This window comes from Chitinilyticum aquatile DSM 21506 (genome assembly GCF_000430805.1).
Lineage (GTDB): Bacteria > Pseudomonadota > Gammaproteobacteria > Burkholderiales > Chitinibacteraceae > Chitinilyticum > Chitinilyticum aquatile.
In genome coordinates this window covers 298,334-321,267 of sequence record NZ_AUMS01000001.1, presented here as the reverse complement: position 1 = coordinate 321,267, position 22,934 = coordinate 298,334, and the positions used below count along the sequence as shown (strand labels likewise).

Here is a 22,934-nt window from a genome sequence, read left to right as displayed (position 1 = left end):
CGCGCATGCGCAGTGAGACAAAACCATGAGTGAACCGACCCGTCAGCCCGTCACCCGCCCCGGTGTACTGTCGCTGAACATCAAGGAAAAAGCGGCGCTGTATGCGTCCTACATGCCCTTCATCAAGGGCGGCGGAATTTTCATTCCCACCAACAAGAGCTACAACCTCGGTGACGAGGTCTTCATGCTGCTTTCCTTGCTGGATGATCCGGCCAAGATCGCCGTTTCGGGGCATGTCATCTGGATCACGCCGCAGGGCGCACACAATAATCACCAGCAGGGCATCGGCGTGCAGTTTTCGAATAATGAAGCCGGCGCCCAGGCGCGGGTGAAGATCGAAAACCTGCTGGGCGGCTATCTGAATTCGGGCCGCACCACGCATACGATGTAAACTGGGCGCTTCGCGCCTTCAGACGTACCCCGAAGGCCGCAACGATGCGGCCTTTTCCATTGTCAGAGCAGCCCCAGAGTACCCATGTTTGTCGATTCCCATTGCCATCTGAATTTTCCCGAGCTCAGCAAAGACCTGCCGCAGCACCTGGCCGACATGCAGGCGGCCCAGGTGAGCCATGCGCTGTGTGTCTCGGTCAACCTGCCCGAATATCCGCAAGTGCTCGCGCTGGCCGAAGCCCATCCGCAATTCTTTGCCTCGGTCGGCGTACATCCCGATTACGAGGACACGCCCGAACCCACGATTGCGCAACTGATTGCCGAGGCACGCCATCCGCGTGTAGTGGCCATCGGAGAAACCGGGCTCGATTACTATCGCCTCGAAGGGCGCAGCATTGCCGACATGGAATGGCAGCGCGAGCGGTTTCGCGTGCACATCCGCGCCGCACGCGAAGCCGGCCTTCCGCTGATCATCCACACCCGCGCCGCCAGCGAAGACACGCTGCGACTGATGCGCGAGGAAGGCGCCAGCGCGGCGGGCGGGGTAATGCACTGCTTTACCGAATCGATTGCTGTAGCCGATGCCGCGATGGAGCAGGGCTTCTACATTTCGCTCTCCGGCATCGTCACCTTCAAGAAAGCGGTGGAGTTGCAGGATGTAGCGCGCCATGTGCCGCTGGAGCGGCTGCTGATTGAAACCGACAGCCCTTATCTGGCGCCGGTGCCGCATCGCGGCAAGCTCAACCGTCCGGCCTGGGTGCGTCATGTCGGTGAATTCATTGCCGAACTGAAGGGGGTCAGCGTCGAGGAAGTTGCCGCCACGACTACTGCCAATTTCTTCCGGTTGTTTGCCAAGGCCGGCCCGGCATGAGCGCGGCGCCTCGTGTCGAAGTGCTGGTGCTCGGTGTCGGATCCAGCGGCGGCACGCCTGCACTGGGCTGCACCTGCCCGACCTGCACATCACCTGACCCGCGCAATGTGCGCACGCGGGCGTCAGCCGTATTACGGGCCGGCGGCCAGACTTTCCTGATCGACACCGGCCCTGACCTGCGGCAGCAAAGCCTGCGCGAGCAACTGCTGCGTGTGGATGCCGTGCTGTACACCCATCCGCATGCCGATCACCTGAACGGCATCGACGATCTGCGTGCGTTCTGCTGGCTGCAGAAAGCACCGCTGCCGGTGTTTGGCAACCGCCTGATGTTCACGCACATCCGCGAACGCTTTCCCTATACGCTGCTGCAGCCCACCGCGATGTGGGACAAGCCGGTACTCGATTTTACCGAGGTGCACGCAGAGCCATTCGAATTTGCCGGCGTGACGGTGCAGCCCATCCCGCTGCTGCACGGCAAATGGCCGATTCTGGGCTGGCGCATCGGCAATGTGGCTTACCTGACCGACGTGTCCGACATTTCCGACGAAAGCCTCGCCCTGCTGCAGGGACTGGATATCCTGCTGCTGGATTGCCTGCGCGAACGCCCGCATCCGACGCACCTCTCGGTTGCACAATCGCTGGAATGGGCTGGCCGGGTTGCCGCACGCCAGACGGTGCTGATCCACATGACACACGAACTGGAATACCATGAACTGGGCCGTCGCCTGCCGGAAGGTGTGTGCGTCGGCTTTGATGGCATGCAGCTGGTTTCTGGGAGTGGTGAATAACAGGGTATTCCATTGTAGGCATTCAGGAGAAATGGCTACAAGTCAATACATAACAAGGTATTAGAATGGGACTGTTGCGCTCGACGCCATTTCTGGTTGTACTCTGGCTCGCCGTTTTCGGCGGCGGCTACCTGGTTTTCAGTGACTTTCTCGTCAGCCGGCAGGCACCAGCCGCGCAGATTTCCGGCAGCGGCAGCCTGAGCCTGCCGCGTGCGGCGGACGGACATTACCGCACCAGCGGCAGCATCAACGGTCAGCAGGTGATGTTCATGCTTGATACGGGCGCGAGCACCGTCACGCTGGACCAGCAACTGGCCGACCGGCTGGCCCTGCCGCGCGGTGCGACGGTCAGCACCCAGACAGCCAATGGCACGGTTGAAGGCTACGAAACCGTGCTGCCGCAGCTCGATATTCCGCCCTTTTCCCTGCAGCAGGTGCGCGCTGTTGTCGTGCCTCAGCTGGGCGATGAAGCGCTGCTGGGAATGAATGTACTGAACCGCTTCGACATCCTGCTGCGCGATGGCGCCATGGTGCTGGAGCAGCGCAAATGAAAGTGGCATCGCCGATGATGGAGCAAACATGAGCAACGCCGATCAACCTATCCCGCAAACCGTTTTCGGCTACATGCTGGCGCGCCATCTGCCTCATGTCCTGATCGTACTGGCCGCACTGGCTGCCTTGATGGGTCATCCGGCCGCGCTGGCCTATATCCTGCTCCTGAAAGTGGCATATCCGGTCTGGGTTGGCATGCAATTGCAGCAATGGGAAAACCGCGGGCTGGCGCGGCGTGAAACGGTGCAGGTCCGCTTCAAGACCGAGCTGAATGGCATTCCGCTCAGCCACGATGGGAGCGCGCTCAGCAATGTCTTTTTCCTCAGCCGGAAAGCACTCGTCGAAAAACTGACCCAGCTGGCGATGGTGCGCGTGATGTGTGATTGCTGGATCATCGTGTTTGCTGCCCATCAGTTCTGGCAAGGCATCGTGCATGGCAAGCGCATTCTGGTCGAGGCGGGGAGTGCTGCCTGGTGGCTTGCGGGCCTGAGTGTGGCAGGCTTTGTGCTGTACACCTTTTCACAGAGCATCAGACTGCTGCTGGCCGCACGGCGGGAAGAATGGGTGCTCAGTGAGTCAGCGGGAGCGGGCACCAGTCTCGTCAGCGCTTTCCTTCCGGTGGGCAAGTCTGAGCAGACTTCTTACCGCCCTTATCTGCAATGCCTGCTGGGTCAAAAATAAGTACCGGTTGGGTATTTGGATTAATCCATTGCCTGTAAATGGCTTTGGACATATACATTACCAAGTATAAGGAGTCTGCAATGCCGGCACGCAACATCCTTGGCCAGCCGCTGCAAGCTTGCAGCATGGCGCCGCTCACGGGTTATCTTCGCGATGGCTGCTGCCGCAGCCTTGATTCCGACCCCGGCCAGCATACGGTCTGTGTGCAGGTGAGTGCCGAATTCCTGAACTTTTCCCGTTCGAGAGGCAATGACCTGAGTACGCCACGCCCCGAATACGGTTTTCCGGGCTTGCAAGCGGGTGACCGCTGGTGCCTGTGCGCCCTGCGCTGGGTGGAAGCACTGCAGGCCGGCGTGGCACCGCCGATTTTTCTGGCTGCCAGTGACGAACAGCTGCTCGATCATGTATCACTGGAAACGCTGGTCGAGTACGCCATCGACCGGCCAGCTGCCGGCTAGGCAACATGTTCACCGGTGGAATCCTTTACTGGCTCTGCATCACGGTCGCTGCGCTGGCGGCTCTGCTCATCGTTTTGAACTGGATCATGCTGCTTGCGTTCGTTCTGCGCCGGGATAAGGGGGCGTTTTCATTTGCACCACCATTTCTTTGTGGCCTGGCTGGTGCCGGTGCCAGCCTGTGGGTCTGGCAGGAGCATGCCGGCTGGTTTGCGGTTGCGTTTCTCTTGCTTGATCCAAGCATTGCACTGCCAATGGTCTGGCTTGCCATAAAGCGATGGTTCAAGCGATCTGGTTAGTTTCCGCCGGACAAGCAAACAAAAACCCCGCAAATGCGGGGTTTTTGTTTGCAGAGGAAATGCAGGCGGATTACTTGGCCTTCACTTCTTCACGCTGGTAAGCCTCGACATACGGACGGCCGTAGTAGGTGTCGATCAGGATCTGCTTCAGTTCCGAGATCAGCGGGAAGCGCGGGTTGGCGCCGGTACACTGATCATCGAAGGCTTCTTCGGCAATGCGATCCACCTTGGCGAGGAATTCTTCTTCGTTCACACCAGCATCCTTGATGGAAGCCGGAATGTTCAGAGTCTTCTTCAGCTCGTCGACCCAGGCCACCAGTGCCTCAACCTTCTGGTCGTCATTCTTGCCCGGCAGACCGAGGTGTTCGGCAATGTCGGCGTAACGGCACTTGGCTTGCGGACGGTCATACTGGCTGAATGCAGTTTGCTTGGTCGGGATGTCAACCGCGTTGTAGCGGATCACGTTCGAGATCAGCAGGGCATTGGCCAAGCCGTGAGCCAAGTGGAATTCGGCACCGATCTTGTGCGCCATCGAGTGACACACACCGAGGAAGGCGTTGGCAAAGGCCACGCCGGCAATCGTCGCTGCGTTGTGTACGCCTTCACGAGCCTTCGGATCCTTCGCACCGTTGAGGTAGGAGGAGGGCAGGTGTTGCTTCAGCAGCTTCAGTGCCTGCAAGGCTTGCGGATCGGAAAACTCGTTGGCCATTACCGAAACGTAAGCTTCCAGTGCGTGAGTCACCGCGTCGATACCACCGAAGGCGGTCAGGCTCTTCGGCATGTTCATCACCAGGTTGGCATCAATGATGGCCATGTTCGGGGTGAGTTCGTAATCGGCAATCGGGTACTTCATGCCGCTCTTTTCATCAGTCACGACGGCGAACGGAGTGACTTCGGAGCCGGTGCCGGATGTGGTCGGGATCGCGATCAGCTCGGCCTTGATACCCATTTTCGGGAAGGTGTAGATGCGCTTGCGGATATCCATGAAGCGCAGCGCCAGATCTTCGAAGTGAACTTCCGGATGCTCGTACATCACCCACATGATCTTCGCGGCATCCATCGGCGAGCCGCCACCCAGGGCAACAATCACGTCCGGCTTAAAGCTGTTGAGCATGGCCACGCCCTTGCGCACCACGGCCAGAGTCGGGTCGGCTTCAACCTCATAAAATACTTCGACTTCAATGCCCTGATTCTTCAGGATGCGGATGGTTTCATCCACATAGCCGTTGTTGAACAGGTAGCGGTCAGTCACGATCGCGGCGCGCTTTTTGCCAGCCAGTTCTTCAAGGGCAACGGACAGGCTGCCGCGACGGAAGTAGATGCTCTTCGGCAGTTTGTGCCACAACATGTTCTCGGCCCTCTTGGCAACGGTCTTCTTGTTGATCAGGTGCTTCGGACCGACGTTCTCGGAAATCGAGTTGCCGCCCCAAGAACCGCAACCCAGCGTCAGCGACGGCGCCAGCTTGAAGTTGTACAAGTCACCGATACCGCCTTGCGAGGAGGGGGTGTTGATCAGGATACGGGCGGTTTTCATCTTGTCGCCGAAGTAGGCGATGCGTTCACCCTGCAGATCCTGGTCGGTGTACAGCGACGAGGTGTGGCCGATACCGCCGAGCGCCACCAGTGCTTCGGCCTTGGTAACGGCGTCGAAGAAATCCTTGGCGCGGTACATGGCCAGCGTCGGGGACAGCTTTTCGTGGGCAAAGGCTTCTTCTTCGCCAACGGAAGTCACTTCACCTACCAGCACCTTGGTGTAGGCCGGAACCTTGATGCCGGCCATTTCGGCAATCTTGACCGCAGACTGGCCGACGATTTCAGCATTCAGGCCGCCATTGACCAGGATGACCTTGCGAACGGCCTCGGTTTCCTTCTTGTTCAGGATGTAGCCACCGGTGCTGTTGAAACGTTCCTTCACCTGCTCGTAGATGCTGTCAACGATGATGACAGACTGTTCGGATGCGCAGACGACACCGTTGTCGAAGGTCTTCGACATCAGAATCGATGCAACAGCACGCTTGATGTCAGCGGTTTCGTCGATCACGACCGGCGTGTTACCGGCACCTACACCAATGGCGGGCTTGCCGGAGGAGTATGCTGCACGCACCATGCCCGGGCCGCCGGTTGCCAGGATCAGGTTCAGATCCGGGTGGCGCATCAGGTGGTTCGACAGCTCAACGGTCGGCTCGTCGATCCAGCCGATGATGTCGCGCGGTGCACCAGCGGAAACGGCAGCTTCCAGAACCAGACGGGCAGCTTCACAGGTTGATTTGCGAGCGCGCGGGTGCGGGGAGAAAATAATGCCGTTACGGGTCTTCAGTGCAATCAGTGCCTTGAAGATCGCAGTGGAGGTCGGGTTGGTGGTCGGTACGATGCCGCAAATGATGCCCACTGGCTCGGCGATGGTGATGGTACCGAAGGTCTTGTCTTCCGACAGAACGCCGCAGGTCTTTTCATCCTTGTAGGCGTTGTAGATATACTCGGAAGCAAAGTGGTTCTTGATTACCTTGTCTTCAACAATACCCATGCCGGTTTCGGCAACGGCCATCTTGGACAGCGGCAGGCGCGCATCGGATGCGGCCAGTGCAGCTACACGGAAAATCTCGTCAACCTGTTCCTGCGAATAGCTGGCGAAAAGTTGTTGAGCTTTCTTGACGCGAGCTACCAGAGCATCGAGTTCTTGAACATTGGTGACAGCCATCGTTTTCTCCTTGCTTGCGCGCTACGTGGCGCGCAGTTTTGAAACCTGAAACGGAACCGCTATAGCTAACCGCGGTTTTGCTTAACCTTTGACAGCAGCATAGTCCTGCGTGTCACCACATTATTTGATATATCTCAGAGGTAGCAAGTGACTTATTTACTACATCGCATAATGTATATTATGTCAAGTTAATGCTTACAAAATACGTTGGCGACTTGTAGTATTACTACGACCTTTCGACCGTTCGTCGGCTGGTGCAAAAAATGAAAAAGTCATCTAAAAGTGTTCCCTCTAAGCCACAATCTGCAGGCGCTCGCCGCCTGAATGCCCGCTTCGATCTGATCTACCGGACTGGCCGCGCCAAGTCAGACGCGTTGCTCGCAGGCTGGCAACTGGCTACAAGCCAGCAATTGCGTGATTCTGACCGTCTGTATTGGCTGATCTTCATTCATGGCCATGATGCAATCAATGCAAGACCTGACCACACGGCCTCCATTCTGAAGTCATGGCAGGTAGATAGCAAAATTGCACGATCAAAGGCCGCTGGCGAGTGGCCGCCAGAGCCGCGCCGTAATCATCAGGTGCTGCCGTGGTTCCTGGCTGTGTACCCCGATTACGCAAAAGCCGCCATTCTTGCGAAATGGCGGCCCCCGACTTACCTGAGAAAACCCTGACTACTTGAATACGTGGTTCTTGAGCCAGTCATAGACCAGCATTGCCGCCACGCCCGTTCCTACGGCAATCACGATCTGTCGCAGTCGCATGGCTTATTCCTGCGACGGCGACGACGGGTCGGGAAGAAAGCAGGCCACCACGCCGGCCACCACCGGGCCGAGATTGATCAGTGCGTTGGCCTTGTCGCCGGACATACCGAAAGCGACCCCAGCGGCGGCAGCGCCGGCCCAAGTAGACGGCTCGCGCAAGCGTGCGAGCAGGAATTGCAGAGACTTCTTCATGTGTTGACCCTCCCCGAGTCTTTTGTTTTGAGCCACCACGGCCCGTAATCACCTGTGCCACCGATGCCGGTTTCCGGCTCCCGGTAGGTCGGCGTTTTTGTTGGCGGCTTCGGCTCAATGCCGACGGCCTGCCGGTATTCGTGTACTGCTCGCCCTGCCATCACTGCCTTGATTGCCGGGTAGGCTTCCAGAATGGGGAAGCCGTCTAGCGCCATCATTGCGGCTGGCATGTAGGACAGGATGATGTTTTCCTCGATTGGCGACTGCGGCACCACGCCGGCCAGTGCCTGCACGTCGAGCAGGAAGGCTTTGCGGTTCTGCTGGCCGGCTGCGGTCTTGATGTCCTGCAGCCACATTTCGGCCCCCTCGTACACCACGCCGCCTGTTGCCTTCACAACTTCAATCGCGGCCTCTCCGGTTTGCGTGACCAGTGCCTTGCCCAGCGTTTCGCCCGGCTTCTTGTTCAGCCACACCCACGCCAGCCAGCCGGCTCCGGCCACAGCGGCCAGCATGATCGGATTGGCGCGTGTGATACCAGACACAATGCGCCCCGCGTTCATCGTCAATTCAGCCTCCCCGGCCCTATACTTCGCTCAAACAAGACCACAACCGCGAACGGTGCAACCATGAAAACCCTTTTCCTTGTCCTGGCCCTGCTTTCGGCCCCTGCTTTTGCTGGCAAGCTTGAACAGACCATCACGCTTGCCAACTTTGAAGCTCAAACGATTACCACCAGCTGCGACAAGATCATTTACACGCCAGCAATGGATAAGTGTTCCAGCCATACATGCTTCAATGCCGAATCCTCTCAAGCAATCGCCCCAATGAAGAAAAGGGCAAAAAAACTCGGCCTTACAAATCAGCAAATAGATTCTGAAATGAAGCGTGCATATCAATACCTAAAATCAATTGACGTCCTTCGCAGTGAAGGCGATGCCGGTATTGATGGCATCGGCATCGTTGAGCAGGCATATTGCCTCGCCCTTGAGGACAAAGCGGGCAAACCGCTTTTCTAAACGTCGCCCATTGCTCTGTATTTGTTCCAAAGATGGCGGTAGCTCACCGCCATCGCTTCCATTTCTGCCGCATCCTTAGGCCACTGAAAATCCCCGCCAGAAATCCATGCGGCAATATCAATCGACCTGCGCTTGATCAGCCCACCCATCGGATTTGCTGCGCTCGGCCCTGTCCTGAATGCCATAAACCGCAGCATTTTTTCAGTGTCGCCCGAATTTGCAATTGCAATTGCTTTCGCCCTGTTCACCTCCCCAAGACCGAATGCAAGGTTAATCAGTGCGTCATACTGCGCTTGATTCAGGTTTTTATTTCGCAGGCGCTCATTTACCCAATCGTTGAAAAACTCCAAATCCTTATAAAGCCATTCCCACGCCTGTTCTGTGGTGATTCCATTCATCATCCACATATCAAGCTTCTGCTCGCCCGCTTTCGTTCCACGGATATTGTGCCCAAATCCGATTGCATAACCACCTGCTGCGCCAGTCTTGCTTTCAGGACGAATATACGGTTTCAGCTTTGGCGATTCCGGCCCTGCCGCTTCCCAAATTGTGATAGCCCGAGCTAATGATTTTGTTGATCTCATATTTACCCCACCCCCAACCAGCCCCCCGGCTGCTGTTGCGAACATCGCCGCGATGCGCTGCACTTCGGCCCACACGGTTTGCGCGATGCCCTTGAACCATTCGTAGAACTTCTGCAGGATTTCCGTCGGCATAGCCACGACGGTCGACCAGTTCGACCAGTCCTGCTTGACCTGTTGCGTGCGTTCATCCAGCCACGGATAGAGGCCGTCCGGCGCGACAATGGATTTGTTCATTGCTTCGGTGAACCATTCATAAATGCCAGTCGGCGCTACCTTGGTACCGCTGCCGGCGTCATAACTGGACGGGCTTTTTTCGTCTGGCTTGAACCAGTCATACAGCCCGAACGGGTCAGCAGCGCTGGTCATTACTGCGGCGCCGTGAATGCTTTTGTGACGTTGTTGTACGTGGCACCAATGACGGCATTGGCTTTGCCGTCTGCCAGCACTGCGCCGTCCCACATTTTGTAGACGTCAACAAACAGCGATGCCGTGGCCGCGTCGGCTACGATCAGGTTGTCAACTTTGTTGCCCTTCAGCATTGCGTAGATCATAGAAATTCGTCCCATTCGATAAGTAAGGCACCGCCGACGTTTTGCTTGCCATAGCCTTCAAACGTCAAATCGCCTACGGTGTCACTGCCGGCACTGATGCCGTTGAAAACGGTATTACCGTTTACTGCGCCGATTGCAGCCGGATAGGCCTGCCCCGGCAGTAAATCCATGCGGCGCTTGATGCGCACGCCAAGCGGCGAATAGGCTGTGCCGCCACCGCAGAGCGTGACCACGGCACTGCCGCGAATCAGGGTAGCGGGTGCATTCCAGACGCCCGATGCGGTAATGAGCTGGCTCATGGCCTTGCGGCTCTGCAGCCGGCCCTGACTGAGGTATCCCATCAGCGCACCTCCATGACGCGGCATTTGCCGCCTGCCACGTCGCTTGTCGCGTACCACGCGCACGTTGGCACCTGCGTTTCGTCAATGTAGCCACCCGGCCCAATTTGCATTACCGCGTTGGCCGCCGTGACGCCGGCACCGCCGATGTAGAGTGTGGTGCCGCCCGCGTTGTAGATGCGCAGCCCGCGCCGGCCTGCGTCGCCCGCGGCGATCTGCTGGGCGGCCCCGGTGTTGATGGTCGCTTCCGGGAAGTGGCCGATACTCTGGTCGAGCGCGATCTGGATGCCGCCCGTGACGCTGATGCTGCCCACGGCGCGGTCATAGCCGCCTCCGCCTGATGTGATGGCGATCTTGACGTTTTGCGTACTGGCGCTGACGATTTCAACCCGGTCGAATCCGCCTTCCGGCAGGGTATAAAACCCGGATTCAATGCCCTGCGCCTCTTCTACGACGCGGCCAAGTTGGTAGATTTTCACGTCTACCGGGTAGGCGAGCTCGAGAATGCGGAAGTATTTGCCGGCAATGTGGTAGTTGACCGATTCGCCGGCCAGAATGCTTGCCTTGATTGTGCGCATATCAGCCCTTTTTCCAGACCATCAGCAGCACCAGTGCGGCCCCGGCCCAAATCAGATATTTGAAGTCGCCCAGCGATTTACCATCCGCTGCGGCTTTTGCGTTGTTCCAAGCGTTTGCCACTTCGCTGACGGCGAGGCGGTTTACTTCCTGTGTGGCCGATGTGACCTTGTTATTCGCGGCCATTACCGCGTCAATCACGTTCTTGCCCATCGTGGCGGTGATGTGCTGTGCATCACCGATGGCGGAAAAGGCGTTATCCGCGATCTTGGTTGAAAACTGGTAGCTGGACTGCTGCGACTTGGCAGCGGCATCCAGTGCGGCCTGCAGTGATGCGCTATTCGACTGCAGCGCTTCCTTGGTAATGTCGATTGCGCCCGCGATTGCGCCATGATCGGTCGTTGTCTGCGTCAGTGTGTTGGTGCTGTTGTTCGACATATCGACGCTGTTGCCGTCGCCCGAAATGCCGAGCCCGTCCTGCACGGCCACGCGCCGGTCATAGTTGTTTACCGTTTGATCGGTGCTGTTACTGCTGCGGCTTCCCATTGCTTCGCCTCATGACTATTTCTGTCTGCTCGAAACCCAGCGCCTCATAAAGTCGCTTCAGGCCGGGCCTTTGAATGTGGGTTCTGATGGAATCAAACCCGTTCAGGTGTTCGACCAACAGGCGCATTGCCTGCCGGAACTGTTCTGGTGTCGCCCGGCTCGCACCGGTGACGATGACGGCCTGATTGTGGCCGTTGACCCGGCTGGCGGTGACCATCGCGGATCCGATGCGGACCGGGCCGGCGTGGAACTCGAACAACACTGCCGCGCCGGCTTCTACCCATTCGCGGAATTCGGCAACGCTGGCGAGCGGGTCGCCATTCAGGGCACTTTCGGTCTCTGCCGCTGCCTGATCTGACCAGCCCGCCCGCCGTAGCGTTACCGTTTCCATTTCTTGATGACCACGACCAGAATCAGCGCTGCAGCGGCAATCAATACCGTTTGCTGACTGATGCCCGGCGCGGTGAAACCGCCGCCGCCGCCAGTGCCGCTACTGCCGCCGCCACCGCCCTGCCCGCCCGGAAACACTGCGCCCCCCTTGCCGCCGTTGTCCCGGTTGCCGCCGTTCAGTGTGCCGCTGCCGAAATTCGTCAGAAAATCGCCACCGACCCACGGATTTTGCTGCACGTCCTGAAATGCCGAGGACGGGCCACCGCCCGCCGCTTGGCCGAGGCCGCCGAGCAGGGAGCCAAAAACGCCAGTCAAATCCAGCGGTTTGATTTCCATGCTCAGTCCTTGAGAATTAGCAGCAGCACAACCCCGACGCCGGCCAGCAGGAGATAAGGCGCGATGCTGGCCCCGGTGGTGGTGATCGGGTTGCCGTTGACGGTTTCCTTGCCGGGTTCGTAGACGCGACCCGTATTCGGGTCAACGGCAATGCGGCCCTGCCGGTATTGCTGCCACATCGAATAGGACTGCATCCCGGTATTCAGCAGGTCTTTGATGCCGGCAAAAATGCTGGCGTTGTCGCTGCTGTAGCTGACCGGTGCGCCGTCGCCCAGCCCCTCCCAAGGGCCGAGCGCGGTTGAAGGTACGATGACGCCGTTCATAGCGCCCCCTTACAGGTTTTCGAACAGGTCGATGTACTCGACGTAGACGGTGATTGCTTCGGCAGCGCTCATGGTCACGTTGAATTCAAAGGTCTGCGCGTCAGCCGTGGACAGCATGTCGCCCAAGTTCTTGTCGGCAATCGGGTCGAAAACGTACCAGCCCGGTTGAGGAACGCACTTGTTTTCTTTCTGCCAGAATTCGTTGATAGCCTTGTCGGAATCGTGGTACGTGATGCCGTTCTTTTTGATTTCGAGCGCTGTCATGTTGTTGGACTTGATGTACACGCGCTTGATGATGGAACCGTTCTGGCCGTAGGGCAGTGCTACGGGCCACTTGCCCGCGCCGCCGATGTTGACCGGGTACCGCAGCAGCTTGTTCAGCACGGCCAGCGGCTTCGGGCCGGATACCTGGGCGTAGGCTTGCAGCGTCGGAGCGGTAGCCGGGCCAATATCGACTTCCAGCATGAGCGAGGCCACACCAGACAGAGTGCCGATTGCACCTACCGACTGGCCGAGCTGGTCGCGGGCGAACAGTTCGGAAAAGTCGATTGTGAGCATGGTCGGGTCAGAGGCCAGACTGGTATAGCTGTTCATGGCGTCAAGATCAGGGCCGGTACATTCGCTGATTACCTTCTGGTTCATGCGAACACGAATGCCGGTGATGTGGGCCTTGGTGAACGTGGTGCCGCCGAGCTTCAGGGTAATACGCTCATAGGTATCACCCGGCGGCAGGGACAGCGTAGCTACCGAGTTCGGCGCGACGTTGGTGAACGGCAGCAGTTTTGCGGTGCGACTCATTGCCGACCCCCTTACGCGCCGGTAACGACGGTGCGAATCTTCGGCACGCGGTAAATCACGGCCAGAATAACGGCCACTTTGGCCGCGAAAATCAGATGTGCTTTCATGGAAAATTTCCCCTAGTGAATGGATGGCCGCCCCCGGCCCTTGTTGCACTTCCCATTTCGCGCCAAAAAAAAGACCCCCGCAAAGGGGGGTCTAAGAGGGGTAGAAATAGGGGTCTAAGACCCGTAGAACTACCCCCGGTGCGAGGTGCAAAAATCCTTCAAAAAGTCAGCTTTCCGCGTGAAATTCCCTCCCGCGAGTGTTGCAAATATGCCAAATCCGGCATGTTCAGCAGCTCTTCCGGCTTGCACTGGAAGCGTTGCGCCATGATTTTGGCGTCCGGCATCCAGACCAGCTTGCCGCAGCGCACCAGCGAGGCATTGCCGAGCGTGTTCTTGTCCATCAGCGCCGGGCGTTGCGACAGGGCGTAGATGGTCAGTCCCTCTGTGCGGCCTTGCGTGATGCACTTGCGCCAGCCTGCCGAATCGGATTGCCCGCCGATGCACACGTCCGAGAGTTCTTCAGCGACAAAGGTCAGGTTTTTGGCTTCAAACGCCAGCATTGCGACCAGATCGAATGCCCGCCTTACTTGCGCGGGATTTCCTTCGGGCCGGATGGCAAGGCGAAACGAGCCGGACGGGCCAGCGCCCCGGACGGCCCGAACAAGATCAGCCAGAGTCGGGACAGTTTTTGCGTAGTTTTCTGCACTGAATTCCCCCTTGGAATCCCAAATAATCAGGCGCGACGGCTTGAGCCGGTCAAGTTCGCGCATGACGTAGGTGGTTTTGCCAGACCCGGACGCGCCGAGAATGGCGTTTATATCGGCCTGCCGCGCACGCTTATTCGGCGGCGGCTGCTGCTTCACCTTGCGGCTCGCCATGTGCTACTGCCCCCTTGCTGCTGTGTTGTCCTGGCTGATTGCCCTGCGCTTCGCGCATGGCGGCAATCATGGCGTTTTCCTGCTTGATGGCCGATACCGTCGCAATGCCTACCGGCAGCAGCACGCCGGCAAGCTGAATTTCCGGCCCCCACTGCTCGAAAAAGCCGCCCGCCGTCCAGCCGTACTTCGTCATGACCGGGCCTGCAGCATCGGCAATGCGGGCAATGGTTTCATCGGTGTAGACCCGGCGCAGGCAGGGGTATACCGGCCCGAGCAGTTCGCGTGCTGTTTTCAGCAGGCATTCGGCCTCAATCGACGGGTTGTAGATGGGTTGTTCTACCCCCTCCCCAGCCGGGTTGCTGTCGTCGGGTATGGCGTAGCTCTGCTGCACTTCCGCGTCATGGCCTGCCGCGAGGTGTTCCAGTGCCAGCAGTTGATTGCCGCCGTAGTTTTCGCCAATGTTTTTTTCCATGTTGCTCTCCCTGAGCCTTGTTGATTATTCAGCCAGTGCCTTTGCCAGCTCTGCCAGAAACCCGCTACCCGCTGGCGGATTGGCCGGATTCGGCTTCCTGATCGGTGCCGGCGTCCCTGCCGGTGCCGGTTCTGCGGATTTTTCCTGTTCTGTGCTGATGCCAGCCTTCTTGCGCAACAGCGCATCCGATTCCTGCCCGTAGGCTTGCAACTTCACGCTGCACCAGCTACACACCAGCATGGCGAACCCGTTTGCCTGTTCGGTCAGCGGTTGCACCCTTCCGCAACATGGGCAGGCGAGTTCGCCAATCTTTCGGCGCGGCTTCATAGCATTGCCCCGGCCAGACCGTTGCGGGCGCACAGATCGGCCACGACAGCACGCAGCCGGGCCAGCTCTGCGGCCAGATTCGCGTTGTCCTGGCGGACCTCACGCAAGGCCGATTCCAGAAATGCCGCGTGATTGACTGCGGCCTGTGCGAACTTATCCGCCGCGCCCTTCGCCGTCATCATGCTGGCCGCCTTGACCCCTTCAGCGGCGTGAATCAGTTGCAGCGCTGTTGCGCTGCTGGTTTTTTCGTTCATCGTTCAGCCCTCCCCGGCTCACACACAAAATCCATCATGAAAATGAAGCATGTCCAAACCAAAAACATAAGCCGCTGCCACGCATCCCACTCTCCGAACACATCCGTTTTGAGCGTGACAAAGGCAATTGCCGCATAGACCAGCAAGGCACTCCCCAAAAGGCTTCCCGCCAGATTCCTTTTTTTCCGCACGTTCAGCCCTCCCCGGCTTGTTTCTTGATAATTCCTGCATCCGGTGAATAATCCCGGCCATATTCGATAGGCGTTACAAGGCGATTTCTGATGTAAATTCCGCCCCTGACTTTTCCTGCTCTTTTTCCGCACCGCCGACACAGATAGCCGTTGTCGACAAACCCGAGCCAATCAGGCCTTACCTGTAAATCGTGCTTCCACCAAAGGTGCCATCCCATGCGGCAGCAAAGCAGCCGGCATGACCGCCAAAGCCACCACTTCATACCCCATCCCCTGCCTGCGTTTGCCGGAATTCCCCCGGCTTCCAGAATGAATATTTCTTGCCCTTCGCCTTCGGCGCGGCCTTTTTCCGTTGCTGTTGATCGGTGATCAGGCGCCGGACGTTCGCCCGGTGATCAACCCCCGGTGACCAGCCCCCGGCCAGCGGGTTTTCTGCCGCGTATTTCTCCGGCTCCAACCCCCTGCCGGCTTCGCCGGTTACAGTTAGTGCCACAAGTCCGAGGGGCTGCGGCTGCGCCGCAACCCTGCCGGGCTGCGCCCGGTGCGATTCGTCCTTGACCTTGCCCCACTTCACCGTCCAGCCATCTTCATGGGTTATGACGGATTCGCCGGACGGGCCGACCAGCCCCCGGATAATCTTGACCGGCTCGCCGTAGGTGTTTTCGCGCTCTTCCTTCAGCAGCGAAACCGGCGCTTTCTTCATGGCGTGCATGTAGCGCCTAAACTGGCCCTGATCTGCCGCCGTCCAGCATTCGCCCAAGGCTTCCGCGTCTGCGTTCGCCTTCCAGCCGGCCAGATTGATGTTCCGCATGATGGTCAGCAGTTCCAGCACATCGGCATGACCGCCTCGCATGGCTTCCGTGGCGCAGCGGCCCAGCGGTGCGGCATTACCGGCAAGCAGCCCCTTTGCGGCTTCGGCCACGTGTTCGCTCTTGTGCTCTGCCGCCTTGCGCAGCACTTCCGCTACTTCATCGCGTACCCGGCGCAGCTCGCGCCAGACGGTGATAGACGGTGCGCCAAAGGTCTGAAACTGCCGGATTCCCCACAGCCGCGCCCATGCGGTTGCACGCTGCGCGCCGTTAACGGCATCGGTGCCGGCTTCGGTATCGCCCTGCACCCCTTTACCGTCCAGATTCTTGGAGATATACCCAATCGCGTATGCAACGGCGGCATACGTCATATCCTGCCCTTTCTTCGGCTTGATGCGCTCAATCAGTACACGTCGCTTTGCCGCGCCTCTTTCATCGCCCAGCGTCTGTAGGAACTTGCCCCGCAGTGCGGTCAGCAGCAGGCGGGCATGATTCGGACGCATGAACAGGACGAGGTGCCAGTGTGGCGTTCCGTCCTTGTGTGGCTCGACTGTGCGCAGGCCGATAACCGGCACATCGGCTTTCGCCATCAGCGCCCTGAACTCTGCCCAGCGGGCGCACAGGTATTTGTGTGTGTCTTGCGGGCTGGTGTCGCGCCATGCCGGATTATCGACAAGGCGCTTTTCGCCGCTGGCGTCCTCGACAGTGCGCAGGCGGTGAAATGCCCCCGGCGCGGTCAGGGTGACGGCATAGGCCACATACCCGCCGCGCTGGCACCATTCGGCAATGCCCTTCATGCGCACCACCAGTTCCAGGCGCTTGTTCTTCGGATTGGCAATGCTTGATTCGATAATGGCCTGCAGCGGGATTGCCTCGCCGTCTGGGCTGATGACTTCAGCCGCCGCAATCGCTGCATCACTGCGCGCCTTGCGCTGGCTCATGCGCCACAGTCCGGCGCTGCTGATGTATGCCCCGGTCTTTCCGATGTAGCCCCAGCCGTATTCCTTTCCTTCCATTGCCCGGATTGACTGTCGCATGAGCTGCCGCCGCCACCATTCTGCGCGGCAAACCCGCTTTGCCAGCCCCACGGCCCGCAGGTATGCCCGGCCATCACAGGCCAGCGGCAAGGCTTCATCCAGCCAGCCCGCCGCAATGGCGAACAGCAGCGGGTCAAGCGCATCTGCGCCCGTCACGTCCCGGCATTGCTTCGCCATTTCTTCAGCGCGTTGCTTGCAGTCCGCATCGGTAGCCGTTTCCAGCCATTCACGGAACTGCAGGCGCTTTTCTTTCAGGTGATCAGGCAGCACGCTTCGCCAGCCCCTTGGCGCGCGCGTGCCATGCCCTTTGATAGGTGTTCTCGGCGTCGCCAATCAGCGCACCGCACAGGTTCTGGATGACTTGCAGGTTTTGCAGATTGGCCGGCGTGCCGGATTGCTGCAGGCGGTCAGCGCGTGCCGCCGCCGCTTTTGCCAGTCTCTTGGCCCACTGTTGCAGCTCGACCAGTTCCAGCTCTTGCTCGTCGGTGAGCACATCATCGGCGGTCAGCTCTGCCGACTTCGGCAGTACCAGAGGCCGGCAGTTTGCGTGTGTGTCCAGGCGCGGCATGTTTGCCATGCCCGCCGCGATGTGGCCCCGGCATTCAGCAAGGGCCAGCGGTGCGACCTTGCCGGCGTCCATTACTCGCCCGCCTGAACTGCTTTCTCAACAAAATCTGCGGCGGCAAGCAAGTCCTGCGCAAAAAGCCTTGCCTGAGCCGCCGTAAAATATCCCGTTGCCCCGCATCCATGAAAATCCATCGACACTTGCACATCAGCATCAAGCACCTCATTGACCCGATACACATTTACCGATGTACGCCCCTTGTTTTCGCCCGAGGCAGAAAACCCCTCTCTACGACTCACGCCAAACACACGTTTACTTTCAGTCATCGCTCGCACCTTTTCCGCTTGTTCATCCTCGGTTCAGGAGCTAACAGTTAGCTTACGAAATAGCCGACTGACGCCCCTCAGGAGCGAACACTAGCCCATTCGCAGTCCCCATTGCTTACAGGCTATGACGGTAGTGATGTAGCGCCCATCCCCCAAAACTACATTGGATGACACGAAAAATGATGACGACGAAATACTTAATTTTCTGTGCAAAATCAAAGCTAAACATCAAGTCAGACTACGCCCTTGCCATGCATTTGCAGGTGACGAAAAAGGCCATAGCTCAGCACCAAAACAAGCAAGCCACCATGTCGGACAATACTTGCGAGAACCTTGCAGAAATCCTTGAATGTGATGTGGCAATTCTCTACGCTGCCATGCACGCAGAACGCGCAAAGAATGAATCCGCCCGGCAGGTATGGCTGCGCATCTGGCGAACTCTTGGCGGTCAGGAATTGCTTGATTTACTTCAGAAAAAATACCCGCTGCCCCGGCAGGTGCAGCTGCTTGATGTACCTTTTCAAGTCACCCACGAACCCCCGCGACTGACCTTCACGGCATGAAAGGAAAAGGGCCGATTTCGCAATAATCGGCCCTTATTCTGTATATTATGTCAAGTTAACTAACCGGCAAAAAGGCGCGGGATTAGAATCGACGCGCCTTTTGTATGTCTGCGGTGCTGCAAGGAAATTTGCTTACTCGCTAATCCGCACTCTTCCCTGCAACGATTCCGCGCAGGGATTGGGTACGGCGCTCGCCCAGCCCTTGGCGGATGTTGACGGCGTGGTATCTCGCCAATGCCTGCCGCTGTTCTTTGGGTAAGGATTCATCGTGATAAGCGGCCTGGATCAATTCCTTCTGCACGAAGGCAAGCTGGCGGGCCATCAGTTCACAATTTTCCATCTGCCGGCCCTGGTTCATTTCGGCGACGATGTGCAGTGCATCGCGCTTGATGCGATAGATCAGTGATTTCTTCAGCAGATCGTGCCGTTCGCTGTAATCGTGCTTGCGTGCCGGCATCAGCTCAGTCGGCGGAAACATGCTGGACGCGGCGGTATTGGCACGTTGGCTAGGCTTGCTCATGATCCGGCTGATCCAGTCCAGCATGGATTATTGTCTCCCGATGAAAGCTTGTCTTATACCACAAGCATGTGCCGCTGGCATGTTTGTGCCGTGACAGCAAGGGGATATCCCGAATGGACAGGCTTTGCCTGCCTGGCAGATAGTCCGCCCAATCAGGTCAACAGGGAGCGCAAGCTCATGAGTGCAGTTAATCGTGACGGTTTTACTTCCACCTTCGGCGTGCTGGTTGCCACGCTGGGGTCGGCTGTTGGCCTCGGTAATATCTGGAAATTTCCCTACCTGACCGGCGAAAATGGCGGCGCGGGCTTTCTGCTGGTTTATCTGCTGGCAACCCTGCTGGTCGGCTTGCCGGTCATGATCAGTGAAATCATGCTGGGCCGCACCGCGCGTGCCGATGCCGTCAGCACATTCCGCAAGCTGGCGCCGCAGCAGCCCGCCTGGCAGGCGATCGGTTACATGGGGCTGGTATCGGCCATCCTGATTCTGGCCTTCTACACCGGCGTGGCCGGCTGGGTATTTGCCTATATCTTCAAGTCGATTTCCGGCAGCATTGCCACCACCGACCCCAAGCAGGCAGAGGCCGCTTTCGGTTCGCTGGTCAGCAATCCCTGGCAGGTGCTGCTGTGGCAATGGGCGGTACTCGCCTTTACCGGCGGCATCATCATCATGGGTGTCTCCAAGGGTATCGAGGCAGTCACCAAAAAGCTGATGCCGATTCTCTTCCTGCTGCTGGTCCTGCTCTGTATCCGCAGCCTGACGCTGCCCGGTGCGGTGCAGGGACTGAAATTCCTGTTTGCCCCCGATTTTTCCAAGATCACCGCCGGCGTGGTACTCACTGCGATGGGGCTGGCCTTTTTCAAGCTGTCGGTAGGCATCGGCACCATGCTGACCTACGGCAGTTATTTCCGTGCGGAACAGAATATTCCAGCCACCGCGCTGCGGGTAATGCTGGCTGACCTCACCGTTTCCATGCTGGCCGGCATGGCGATCTTTCCGGCCGTGTTTTCCTTCGGTTTCCAGCCCGCCGGTGGCCCGTCGCTGGTGTTCATGACCATTCCTGCCGTCTTTGCCAGCATGCCGGGTGGGCAAATTTTCATGGTGCTGTTCTTCGTACTGGCGGCGATTGCGGCCACGGGGGCCATGCTGTCGATTCTGGAAGTGCCGGTTGCCGTGCTGTCCGAGCGCTTCGGATTCACGCGCCGCAATGCCACCCTCCTCTCGGTATCCATTCTGGCGCTCGCTGGCGCCCCGGCCATCCTGTCGTTTTCGACAACGGCAGACTGGCTGGTGTTCGGCAAGAATCCCTTTGATCTGTTCGATTACCTCAGCTCCAATGTGCTGATGCCCATCGGCGGTATCCTGATGTGCCTGTTCGTCGGCTGGGTGTTCGGTTTGCCGCAACTGGAGGCCGAGTTGTCCAACCGCGGCCTGCTGCAGAATCGCGCCCTGATCCGCGTGCTGTTCGTGCTGGTGCGCTTCGTATCGCCGCTGCTGGTACTCATCGTCATGCTGAAAGGCTTGAACGTATTCTGAGACCTCAAATACATCAATGCGTATGTCGCTGCAGCCATTCCAATGAAATGGCTGCAGCGACATACCCTGAAAATTACATTCGCACCTACAAGCTGAAAACCAAGCCGGTACAATCCGGCTTTTGTTTTTCATGCTCCATGAGTCAGCCATGAGTGACGCAAGCCTTTCCCCGCTGGGCAAAGTATCCGCCTACATCAGCGAATACGACCCTTCCCTGCTCTTTCCGATTCCGCGCCAGGGCAAGCGCGATGAAATCGGCATCACCGGTAAGCTGCCCTTCATGGGCATGGACATCTGGAATGGCTATGAATTGTCCTGGCTGAACCTGCGCGGCAAGCCGCAGGTAGCCACTGCCGTATTCATGATTCCGGCCAACAGTCCCGCCATCATCGAATCCAAATCGTTCAAGCTCTATCTGAACAGTTTCAACCAGACCAAACTGACTGACGCCAATGCACTGGCCGACTTGCTGCGTGCGGATCTATCAGCCGCCAGCGGCGCCCCCGTGATCGTGCAGATCCGCGAGCCGGACACGTTTGCGGGCTGCAAGTTCGGCGAACTGGCGGGCTACAACATTGACAATCTGGATATCGATGTCGAGAGCTACAACCCTGAGCCGCAACTGCTGCGCTGTGATCTGGACGAAGATCACCCGGACGCCGGCCCGATCGAAGAAACACTGACATCCAATCTGCTGAAATCCAACTGCCTCGTGACCGGCCAGCCGGACTGGGCCAGCGTGCAGATCAGCTACACCGGCCAGCCGATCAATCGCGAAGGCCTGCTGCGCTACCTGATCGGCTTTCGCAATCACAATGAATTCCATGAACAATGCGTCGAACGCATCTTCATGGACATCCTGCGCCAGTGCGAACCGCTGAAGCTCAGTGTCTACGCGCGCTACACCCGCCGCGGCGGCCTCGACATCAACCCCTGGCGGGCCAATCACAACGCCGCCCTGCCCCCCAATCTGCGCACTGCACGCCAATAAGCATCAGACCTGCCAGGGCTGAAAAACTGGCAGGCCGGCAGCCTAGACACCATACTTGGAGCAGAACACTCGGGGAGTATGGTGCATGGCTGACGTCGATTTTCTGCATCCGGTCATTCGCGACCCGGAAAGCTTCCAGGATTTCCGCGATGCGCTGGCCGACTATGCCCCTCGTGTCGAACAGTTACTGGCCGAGCTGAAGCTCGCCCCGGGCAATTCGGCGCTGATCGCCGACCTCTTTCGCGCCTTTCACAACATCAAGGGCGATGCCGGCCTTTGCCAGATCGACTTTGTCATCCCGCTCGTGCATGGCATCGAAAGCATCCTGACCCGCATCCGTGCTGGCGATCTGGTTTTCACTGATCTGCTAGGCGAAGTGATGCTGTTGACGCTGGATCGCATCGAGCAGGCCGTGGAAACTCTCGCGCAGGGGCGCGGCCTGCAGAATCTGCATCTGGGCTCACTGGCTGACGGGCTGACGCAAATGGATGGTCTGGCAGGCCCAGCACTGGACGAAGCAGCATCGGCGCTGATTCATTCGGTGACCGGCTTTCGCCCGGCCACCGTACAGCTCCCCTTCCGGTTGGGGCAACAGAGTGCGCTGGCTGCCGGTGCAGTACACGAAGACCTGCATTTCTTCCGGCAGCTGGCCTTGCAGCTTGAGGCGCATTCGCCACTGCTGCACGGTCGGACGGCCCGCAATCTGCGCCTTGCGCTTGATACCAACCGCGAAGCCGGCGAACCCGTGGACATGATCCAGCTGGAAGCCGCCGTCTACATGCACGATATCGGCATGATGCTGCTGCCGTCCGAGTGCTGGCTGCAGCCCGGGCCACTTGGAGATCCCCAGCGGCAGCAACTGGAGGCTCATCCTGGCTGGGCTGCCGGCTTGCTGGCGCGCATGCCGGGCTGGCAGATGGCGGCTGAAATCTGTCTGCAGCATCATGAACGACCTGACGGCACCGGCTATCCGAATCGCCTGCCCGTGGTCTCCATCCATCATGGTGCTCGGATTCTGGCCCTGATCGATGCGTTTGAATCCGTCATGCTCAAACACAGTCATCGAGGCCAGCAGCGCTCGGTCTTGCGCGCAATCTCGGAAATCAATGCCACGGTCGAGCAGTTTGATTCCTTCTGGATTGCGCCCTTCAATCGGGTGATCCGCGCCACCCTGGAAAGCTGACCGCGAGGGAAAAAATCATGCGCACCGATCCATGCGCTGCCACTGTTAGCCCGGGCATGCATCAGTCCCGGCCGAAATGAAGCGAGGCCA

Annotated in this window: 33 protein-coding genes; 13 read left to right on the top strand and 20 right to left on the bottom strand. The window is 58.6% G+C overall.

Annotated elements, in window-relative coordinates; all coding sequences use genetic code 11:
• Positions 1-25 precede the first annotated feature (25 nt).
• From H559_RS0101615 to H559_RS0101585, 7 genes are all read left to right on the top strand, one after another.
• The gene (locus tag H559_RS0101615) at positions 26-391 is read left to right on the top strand and encodes a PilZ domain-containing protein (RefSeq protein WP_028451249.1); all 366 of its coding nucleotides are present in this window, start codon (positions 26-28) and stop codon (positions 389-391) included.
• Between the two features lie 84 nt (positions 392-475).
• Positions 476-1,261: a TatD family hydrolase gene (locus tag H559_RS0101610; protein WP_028451248.1), complete on the top strand. Its 786-nt coding sequence runs from the start codon at positions 476-478 to the stop codon at positions 1,259-1,261.
• A complete protein-coding gene (locus tag H559_RS0101605) occupies positions 1,258-2,049 on the top strand; it encodes an MBL fold metallo-hydrolase (protein ID WP_028451247.1) in 792 nt (263 codons plus the stop codon). The genes H559_RS0101610 and H559_RS0101605 overlap by 4 nt, the downstream gene beginning before the upstream one ends.
• A 65-nt stretch (positions 2,050-2,114) precedes the next feature.
• On the top strand, positions 2,115-2,600 hold the full coding sequence (locus H559_RS0101600; RefSeq protein ID WP_034639278.1) for a retropepsin-like aspartic protease family protein: 486 nt from the start codon (positions 2,115-2,117) through the stop codon (positions 2,598-2,600).
• A 28-nt stretch (positions 2,601-2,628) separates the two neighbouring features.
• Positions 2,629-3,282, top strand: coding sequence for a hypothetical protein (locus H559_RS0101595; protein WP_028451245.1), 654 nt, complete (start codon positions 2,629-2,631; stop codon positions 3,280-3,282).
• 80 nt (positions 3,283-3,362) lie between these two features.
• On the top strand, positions 3,363-3,740 hold the full coding sequence (locus tag H559_RS0101590) for a DUF2237 family protein (protein WP_028451244.1): 378 nt from the start codon (positions 3,363-3,365) through the stop codon (positions 3,738-3,740).
• A gap of 5 nt (positions 3,741-3,745) precedes the next feature.
• The gene (locus H559_RS0101585) at positions 3,746-4,036 is read left to right on the top strand and encodes a hypothetical protein (RefSeq protein WP_028451243.1); all 291 of its coding nucleotides are present in this window, start codon (positions 3,746-3,748) and stop codon (positions 4,034-4,036) included.
• Positions 4,037-4,106: 70 nt separating this feature from the next.
• Here H559_RS0101585 and adhE read toward each other — a convergent pair whose 3' ends face one another.
• Positions 4,107-6,734 carry a bifunctional acetaldehyde-CoA/alcohol dehydrogenase gene (gene adhE / locus H559_RS0101580; RefSeq protein WP_028451242.1) on the bottom strand — a complete coding sequence of 876 codons (2,628 nt, stop codon included), beginning with the start codon at positions 6,732-6,734 and terminating at the stop codon, positions 4,107-4,109.
• A gap of 263 nt (positions 6,735-6,997) precedes the next feature.
• Here adhE and H559_RS22505 point away from each other — a divergent pair, with 263 nt between their 5' ends.
• Positions 6,998-7,408 carry a hypothetical protein gene (locus H559_RS22505; RefSeq protein WP_155845248.1) on the top strand — a complete coding sequence of 137 codons (411 nt, stop codon included), beginning with the start codon at positions 6,998-7,000 and terminating at the stop codon, positions 7,406-7,408.
• Between the two features lie 93 nt (positions 7,409-7,501).
• On the opposite strand, the gene H559_RS0101570 is transcribed toward H559_RS22505, so the two are convergent.
• Positions 7,502-7,690 carry a hypothetical protein gene (locus H559_RS0101570; protein ID WP_028451241.1) on the bottom strand — a complete coding sequence of 63 codons (189 nt, stop codon included), beginning with the start codon at positions 7,688-7,690 and terminating at the stop codon, positions 7,502-7,504.
• Complete coding sequence (locus tag H559_RS0101565) at positions 7,687-8,232, bottom strand: hypothetical protein (protein ID WP_155845247.1); 546 nt, start codon at positions 8,230-8,232, stop codon at positions 7,687-7,689. The genes H559_RS0101570 and H559_RS0101565 overlap by 4 nt, the downstream gene beginning before the upstream one ends.
• Positions 8,233-8,316: 84 nt before the next feature.
• Between H559_RS0101565 and H559_RS0101560 the strand changes: the two genes are divergently transcribed.
• Positions 8,317-8,706 carry a hypothetical protein gene (locus H559_RS0101560; protein ID WP_028451239.1) on the top strand — a complete coding sequence of 130 codons (390 nt, stop codon included), beginning with the start codon at positions 8,317-8,319 and terminating at the stop codon, positions 8,704-8,706.
• Here H559_RS0101560 and H559_RS0101555 read toward each other — a convergent pair.
• From H559_RS0101555 to H559_RS0101470, 16 genes are all read right to left on the bottom strand, one after another.
• Complete coding sequence (locus H559_RS0101555; RefSeq protein WP_028451238.1) at positions 8,703-9,656, bottom strand: glycoside hydrolase family protein; 954 nt, start codon at positions 9,654-9,656, stop codon at positions 8,703-8,705. The genes H559_RS0101560 and H559_RS0101555 overlap by 4 nt on opposite strands.
• The gene (locus tag H559_RS0101550; protein ID WP_028451237.1) at positions 9,656-9,841 is read right to left on the bottom strand and encodes a hypothetical protein; all 186 of its coding nucleotides are present in this window, start codon (positions 9,839-9,841) and stop codon (positions 9,656-9,658) included. The genes H559_RS0101555 and H559_RS0101550 overlap by 1 nt, the downstream gene beginning before the upstream one ends.
• Complete coding sequence (locus H559_RS0101545) at positions 9,838-10,182, bottom strand: hypothetical protein (protein ID WP_028451236.1); 345 nt, start codon at positions 10,180-10,182, stop codon at positions 9,838-9,840. The genes H559_RS0101550 and H559_RS0101545 overlap by 4 nt, the downstream gene beginning before the upstream one ends.
• Positions 10,182-10,757: a hypothetical protein gene (locus tag H559_RS0101540; protein WP_028451235.1), complete on the bottom strand. Its 576-nt coding sequence runs from the start codon at positions 10,755-10,757 to the stop codon at positions 10,182-10,184. The genes H559_RS0101545 and H559_RS0101540 overlap by 1 nt, the downstream gene beginning before the upstream one ends.
• 1 nt (position 10,758) lies before the next feature.
• A complete protein-coding gene (locus H559_RS0101535) occupies positions 10,759-11,301 on the bottom strand; it encodes a hypothetical protein (protein WP_028451234.1) in 543 nt (180 codons plus the stop codon).
• On the bottom strand, positions 11,282-11,692 hold the full coding sequence (locus H559_RS0101530) for a hypothetical protein (protein ID WP_028451233.1): 411 nt from the start codon (positions 11,690-11,692) through the stop codon (positions 11,282-11,284). Before H559_RS0101530 ends, H559_RS0101535 begins: the two co-directional genes overlap by 20 nt.
• Positions 11,680-12,027, bottom strand: a complete 348-nt coding sequence (locus H559_RS21235; RefSeq protein ID WP_028451232.1) for a hypothetical protein — start codon at positions 12,025-12,027, stop codon at positions 11,680-11,682. Before H559_RS21235 ends, H559_RS0101530 begins: the two co-directional genes overlap by 13 nt.
• 2 nt (positions 12,028-12,029) lie before the next feature.
• Entirely contained in the window at positions 12,030-12,350 is a 321-nt protein-coding gene (locus H559_RS0101520; RefSeq protein ID WP_028451231.1) for a hypothetical protein, read from the bottom strand.
• A gap of 9 nt (positions 12,351-12,359) precedes the next feature.
• The gene (locus tag H559_RS0101515) at positions 12,360-13,148 is read right to left on the bottom strand and encodes a major capsid protein P2 (protein WP_028451230.1); all 789 of its coding nucleotides are present in this window, start codon (positions 13,146-13,148) and stop codon (positions 12,360-12,362) included.
• A 265-nt stretch (positions 13,149-13,413) separates the two neighbouring features.
• The gene (locus H559_RS0101505; RefSeq protein WP_155845246.1) at positions 13,414-14,073 is read right to left on the bottom strand and encodes a hypothetical protein; all 660 of its coding nucleotides are present in this window, start codon (positions 14,071-14,073) and stop codon (positions 13,414-13,416) included.
• On the bottom strand, positions 14,033-14,545 hold the full coding sequence (locus H559_RS0101500; RefSeq protein WP_028451228.1) for a hypothetical protein: 513 nt from the start codon (positions 14,543-14,545) through the stop codon (positions 14,033-14,035). The genes H559_RS0101505 and H559_RS0101500 overlap by 41 nt, the downstream gene beginning before the upstream one ends.
• Positions 14,546-14,569: 24 nt before the next feature.
• Positions 14,570-14,872: a hypothetical protein gene (locus H559_RS0101495; RefSeq protein WP_155845245.1), complete on the bottom strand. Its 303-nt coding sequence runs from the start codon at positions 14,870-14,872 to the stop codon at positions 14,570-14,572.
• Positions 14,869-15,126, bottom strand: a complete 258-nt coding sequence (locus H559_RS0101490; protein WP_028451226.1) for a hypothetical protein — start codon at positions 15,124-15,126, stop codon at positions 14,869-14,871. Before H559_RS0101490 ends, H559_RS0101495 begins: the two co-directional genes overlap by 4 nt.
• Before the next feature lie 450 nt (positions 15,127-15,576).
• The gene (locus H559_RS21230) at positions 15,577-17,433 is read right to left on the bottom strand and encodes a replication endonuclease (protein ID WP_028451224.1); all 1,857 of its coding nucleotides are present in this window, start codon (positions 17,431-17,433) and stop codon (positions 15,577-15,579) included.
• A complete protein-coding gene (locus H559_RS0101475) occupies positions 17,423-17,803 on the bottom strand; it encodes a hypothetical protein (RefSeq protein ID WP_028451223.1) in 381 nt (126 codons plus the stop codon). Before H559_RS0101475 ends, H559_RS21230 begins: the two co-directional genes overlap by 11 nt.
• Positions 17,803-18,054 (bottom strand): hypothetical protein, encoded by a 252-nt coding sequence (locus H559_RS0101470; protein WP_028451222.1) that lies wholly within the window; start codon positions 18,052-18,054, stop codon positions 17,803-17,805. The genes H559_RS0101475 and H559_RS0101470 overlap by 1 nt, the downstream gene beginning before the upstream one ends.
• Positions 18,055-18,233: 179 nt before the next feature.
• Here H559_RS0101470 and H559_RS0101465 point away from each other — a divergent pair, with 179 nt between their 5' ends.
• The gene (locus tag H559_RS0101465; RefSeq protein ID WP_028451221.1) at positions 18,234-18,617 is read left to right on the top strand and encodes a hypothetical protein; all 384 of its coding nucleotides are present in this window, start codon (positions 18,234-18,236) and stop codon (positions 18,615-18,617) included.
• 139 nt (positions 18,618-18,756) lie between these two features.
• On the opposite strand, the gene H559_RS18330 is transcribed toward H559_RS0101465, so the two are convergent.
• A complete protein-coding gene (locus H559_RS18330; RefSeq protein ID WP_155845244.1) occupies positions 18,757-19,137 on the bottom strand; it encodes a hypothetical protein in 381 nt (126 codons plus the stop codon).
• Positions 19,138-19,314: 177 nt separating this feature from the next.
• On the opposite strand from H559_RS18330, the gene H559_RS0101455 reads away from it, so the two are divergent.
• The 3 genes from H559_RS0101455 to H559_RS0101445 all read left to right on the top strand — a co-directional run bounded on the left by H559_RS0101455 (position 19,315) and on the right by H559_RS0101445 (position 22,844).
• Complete coding sequence (locus tag H559_RS0101455; RefSeq protein WP_028451220.1) at positions 19,315-20,670, top strand: sodium-dependent transporter; 1,356 nt, start codon at positions 19,315-19,317, stop codon at positions 20,668-20,670.
• A gap of 148 nt (positions 20,671-20,818) precedes the next feature.
• The gene (queF, locus tag H559_RS0101450) at positions 20,819-21,661 is read left to right on the top strand and encodes an NADPH-dependent 7-cyano-7-deazaguanine reductase QueF (RefSeq protein WP_028451219.1); all 843 of its coding nucleotides are present in this window, start codon (positions 20,819-20,821) and stop codon (positions 21,659-21,661) included.
• 85 nt (positions 21,662-21,746) lie between these two features.
• Positions 21,747-22,844, top strand: coding sequence for an HD-GYP domain-containing protein (locus H559_RS0101445; RefSeq protein ID WP_028451218.1), 1,098 nt, complete (start codon positions 21,747-21,749; stop codon positions 22,842-22,844).
• The last annotated feature ends 90 nt before the right edge of the window (positions 22,845-22,934 follow it).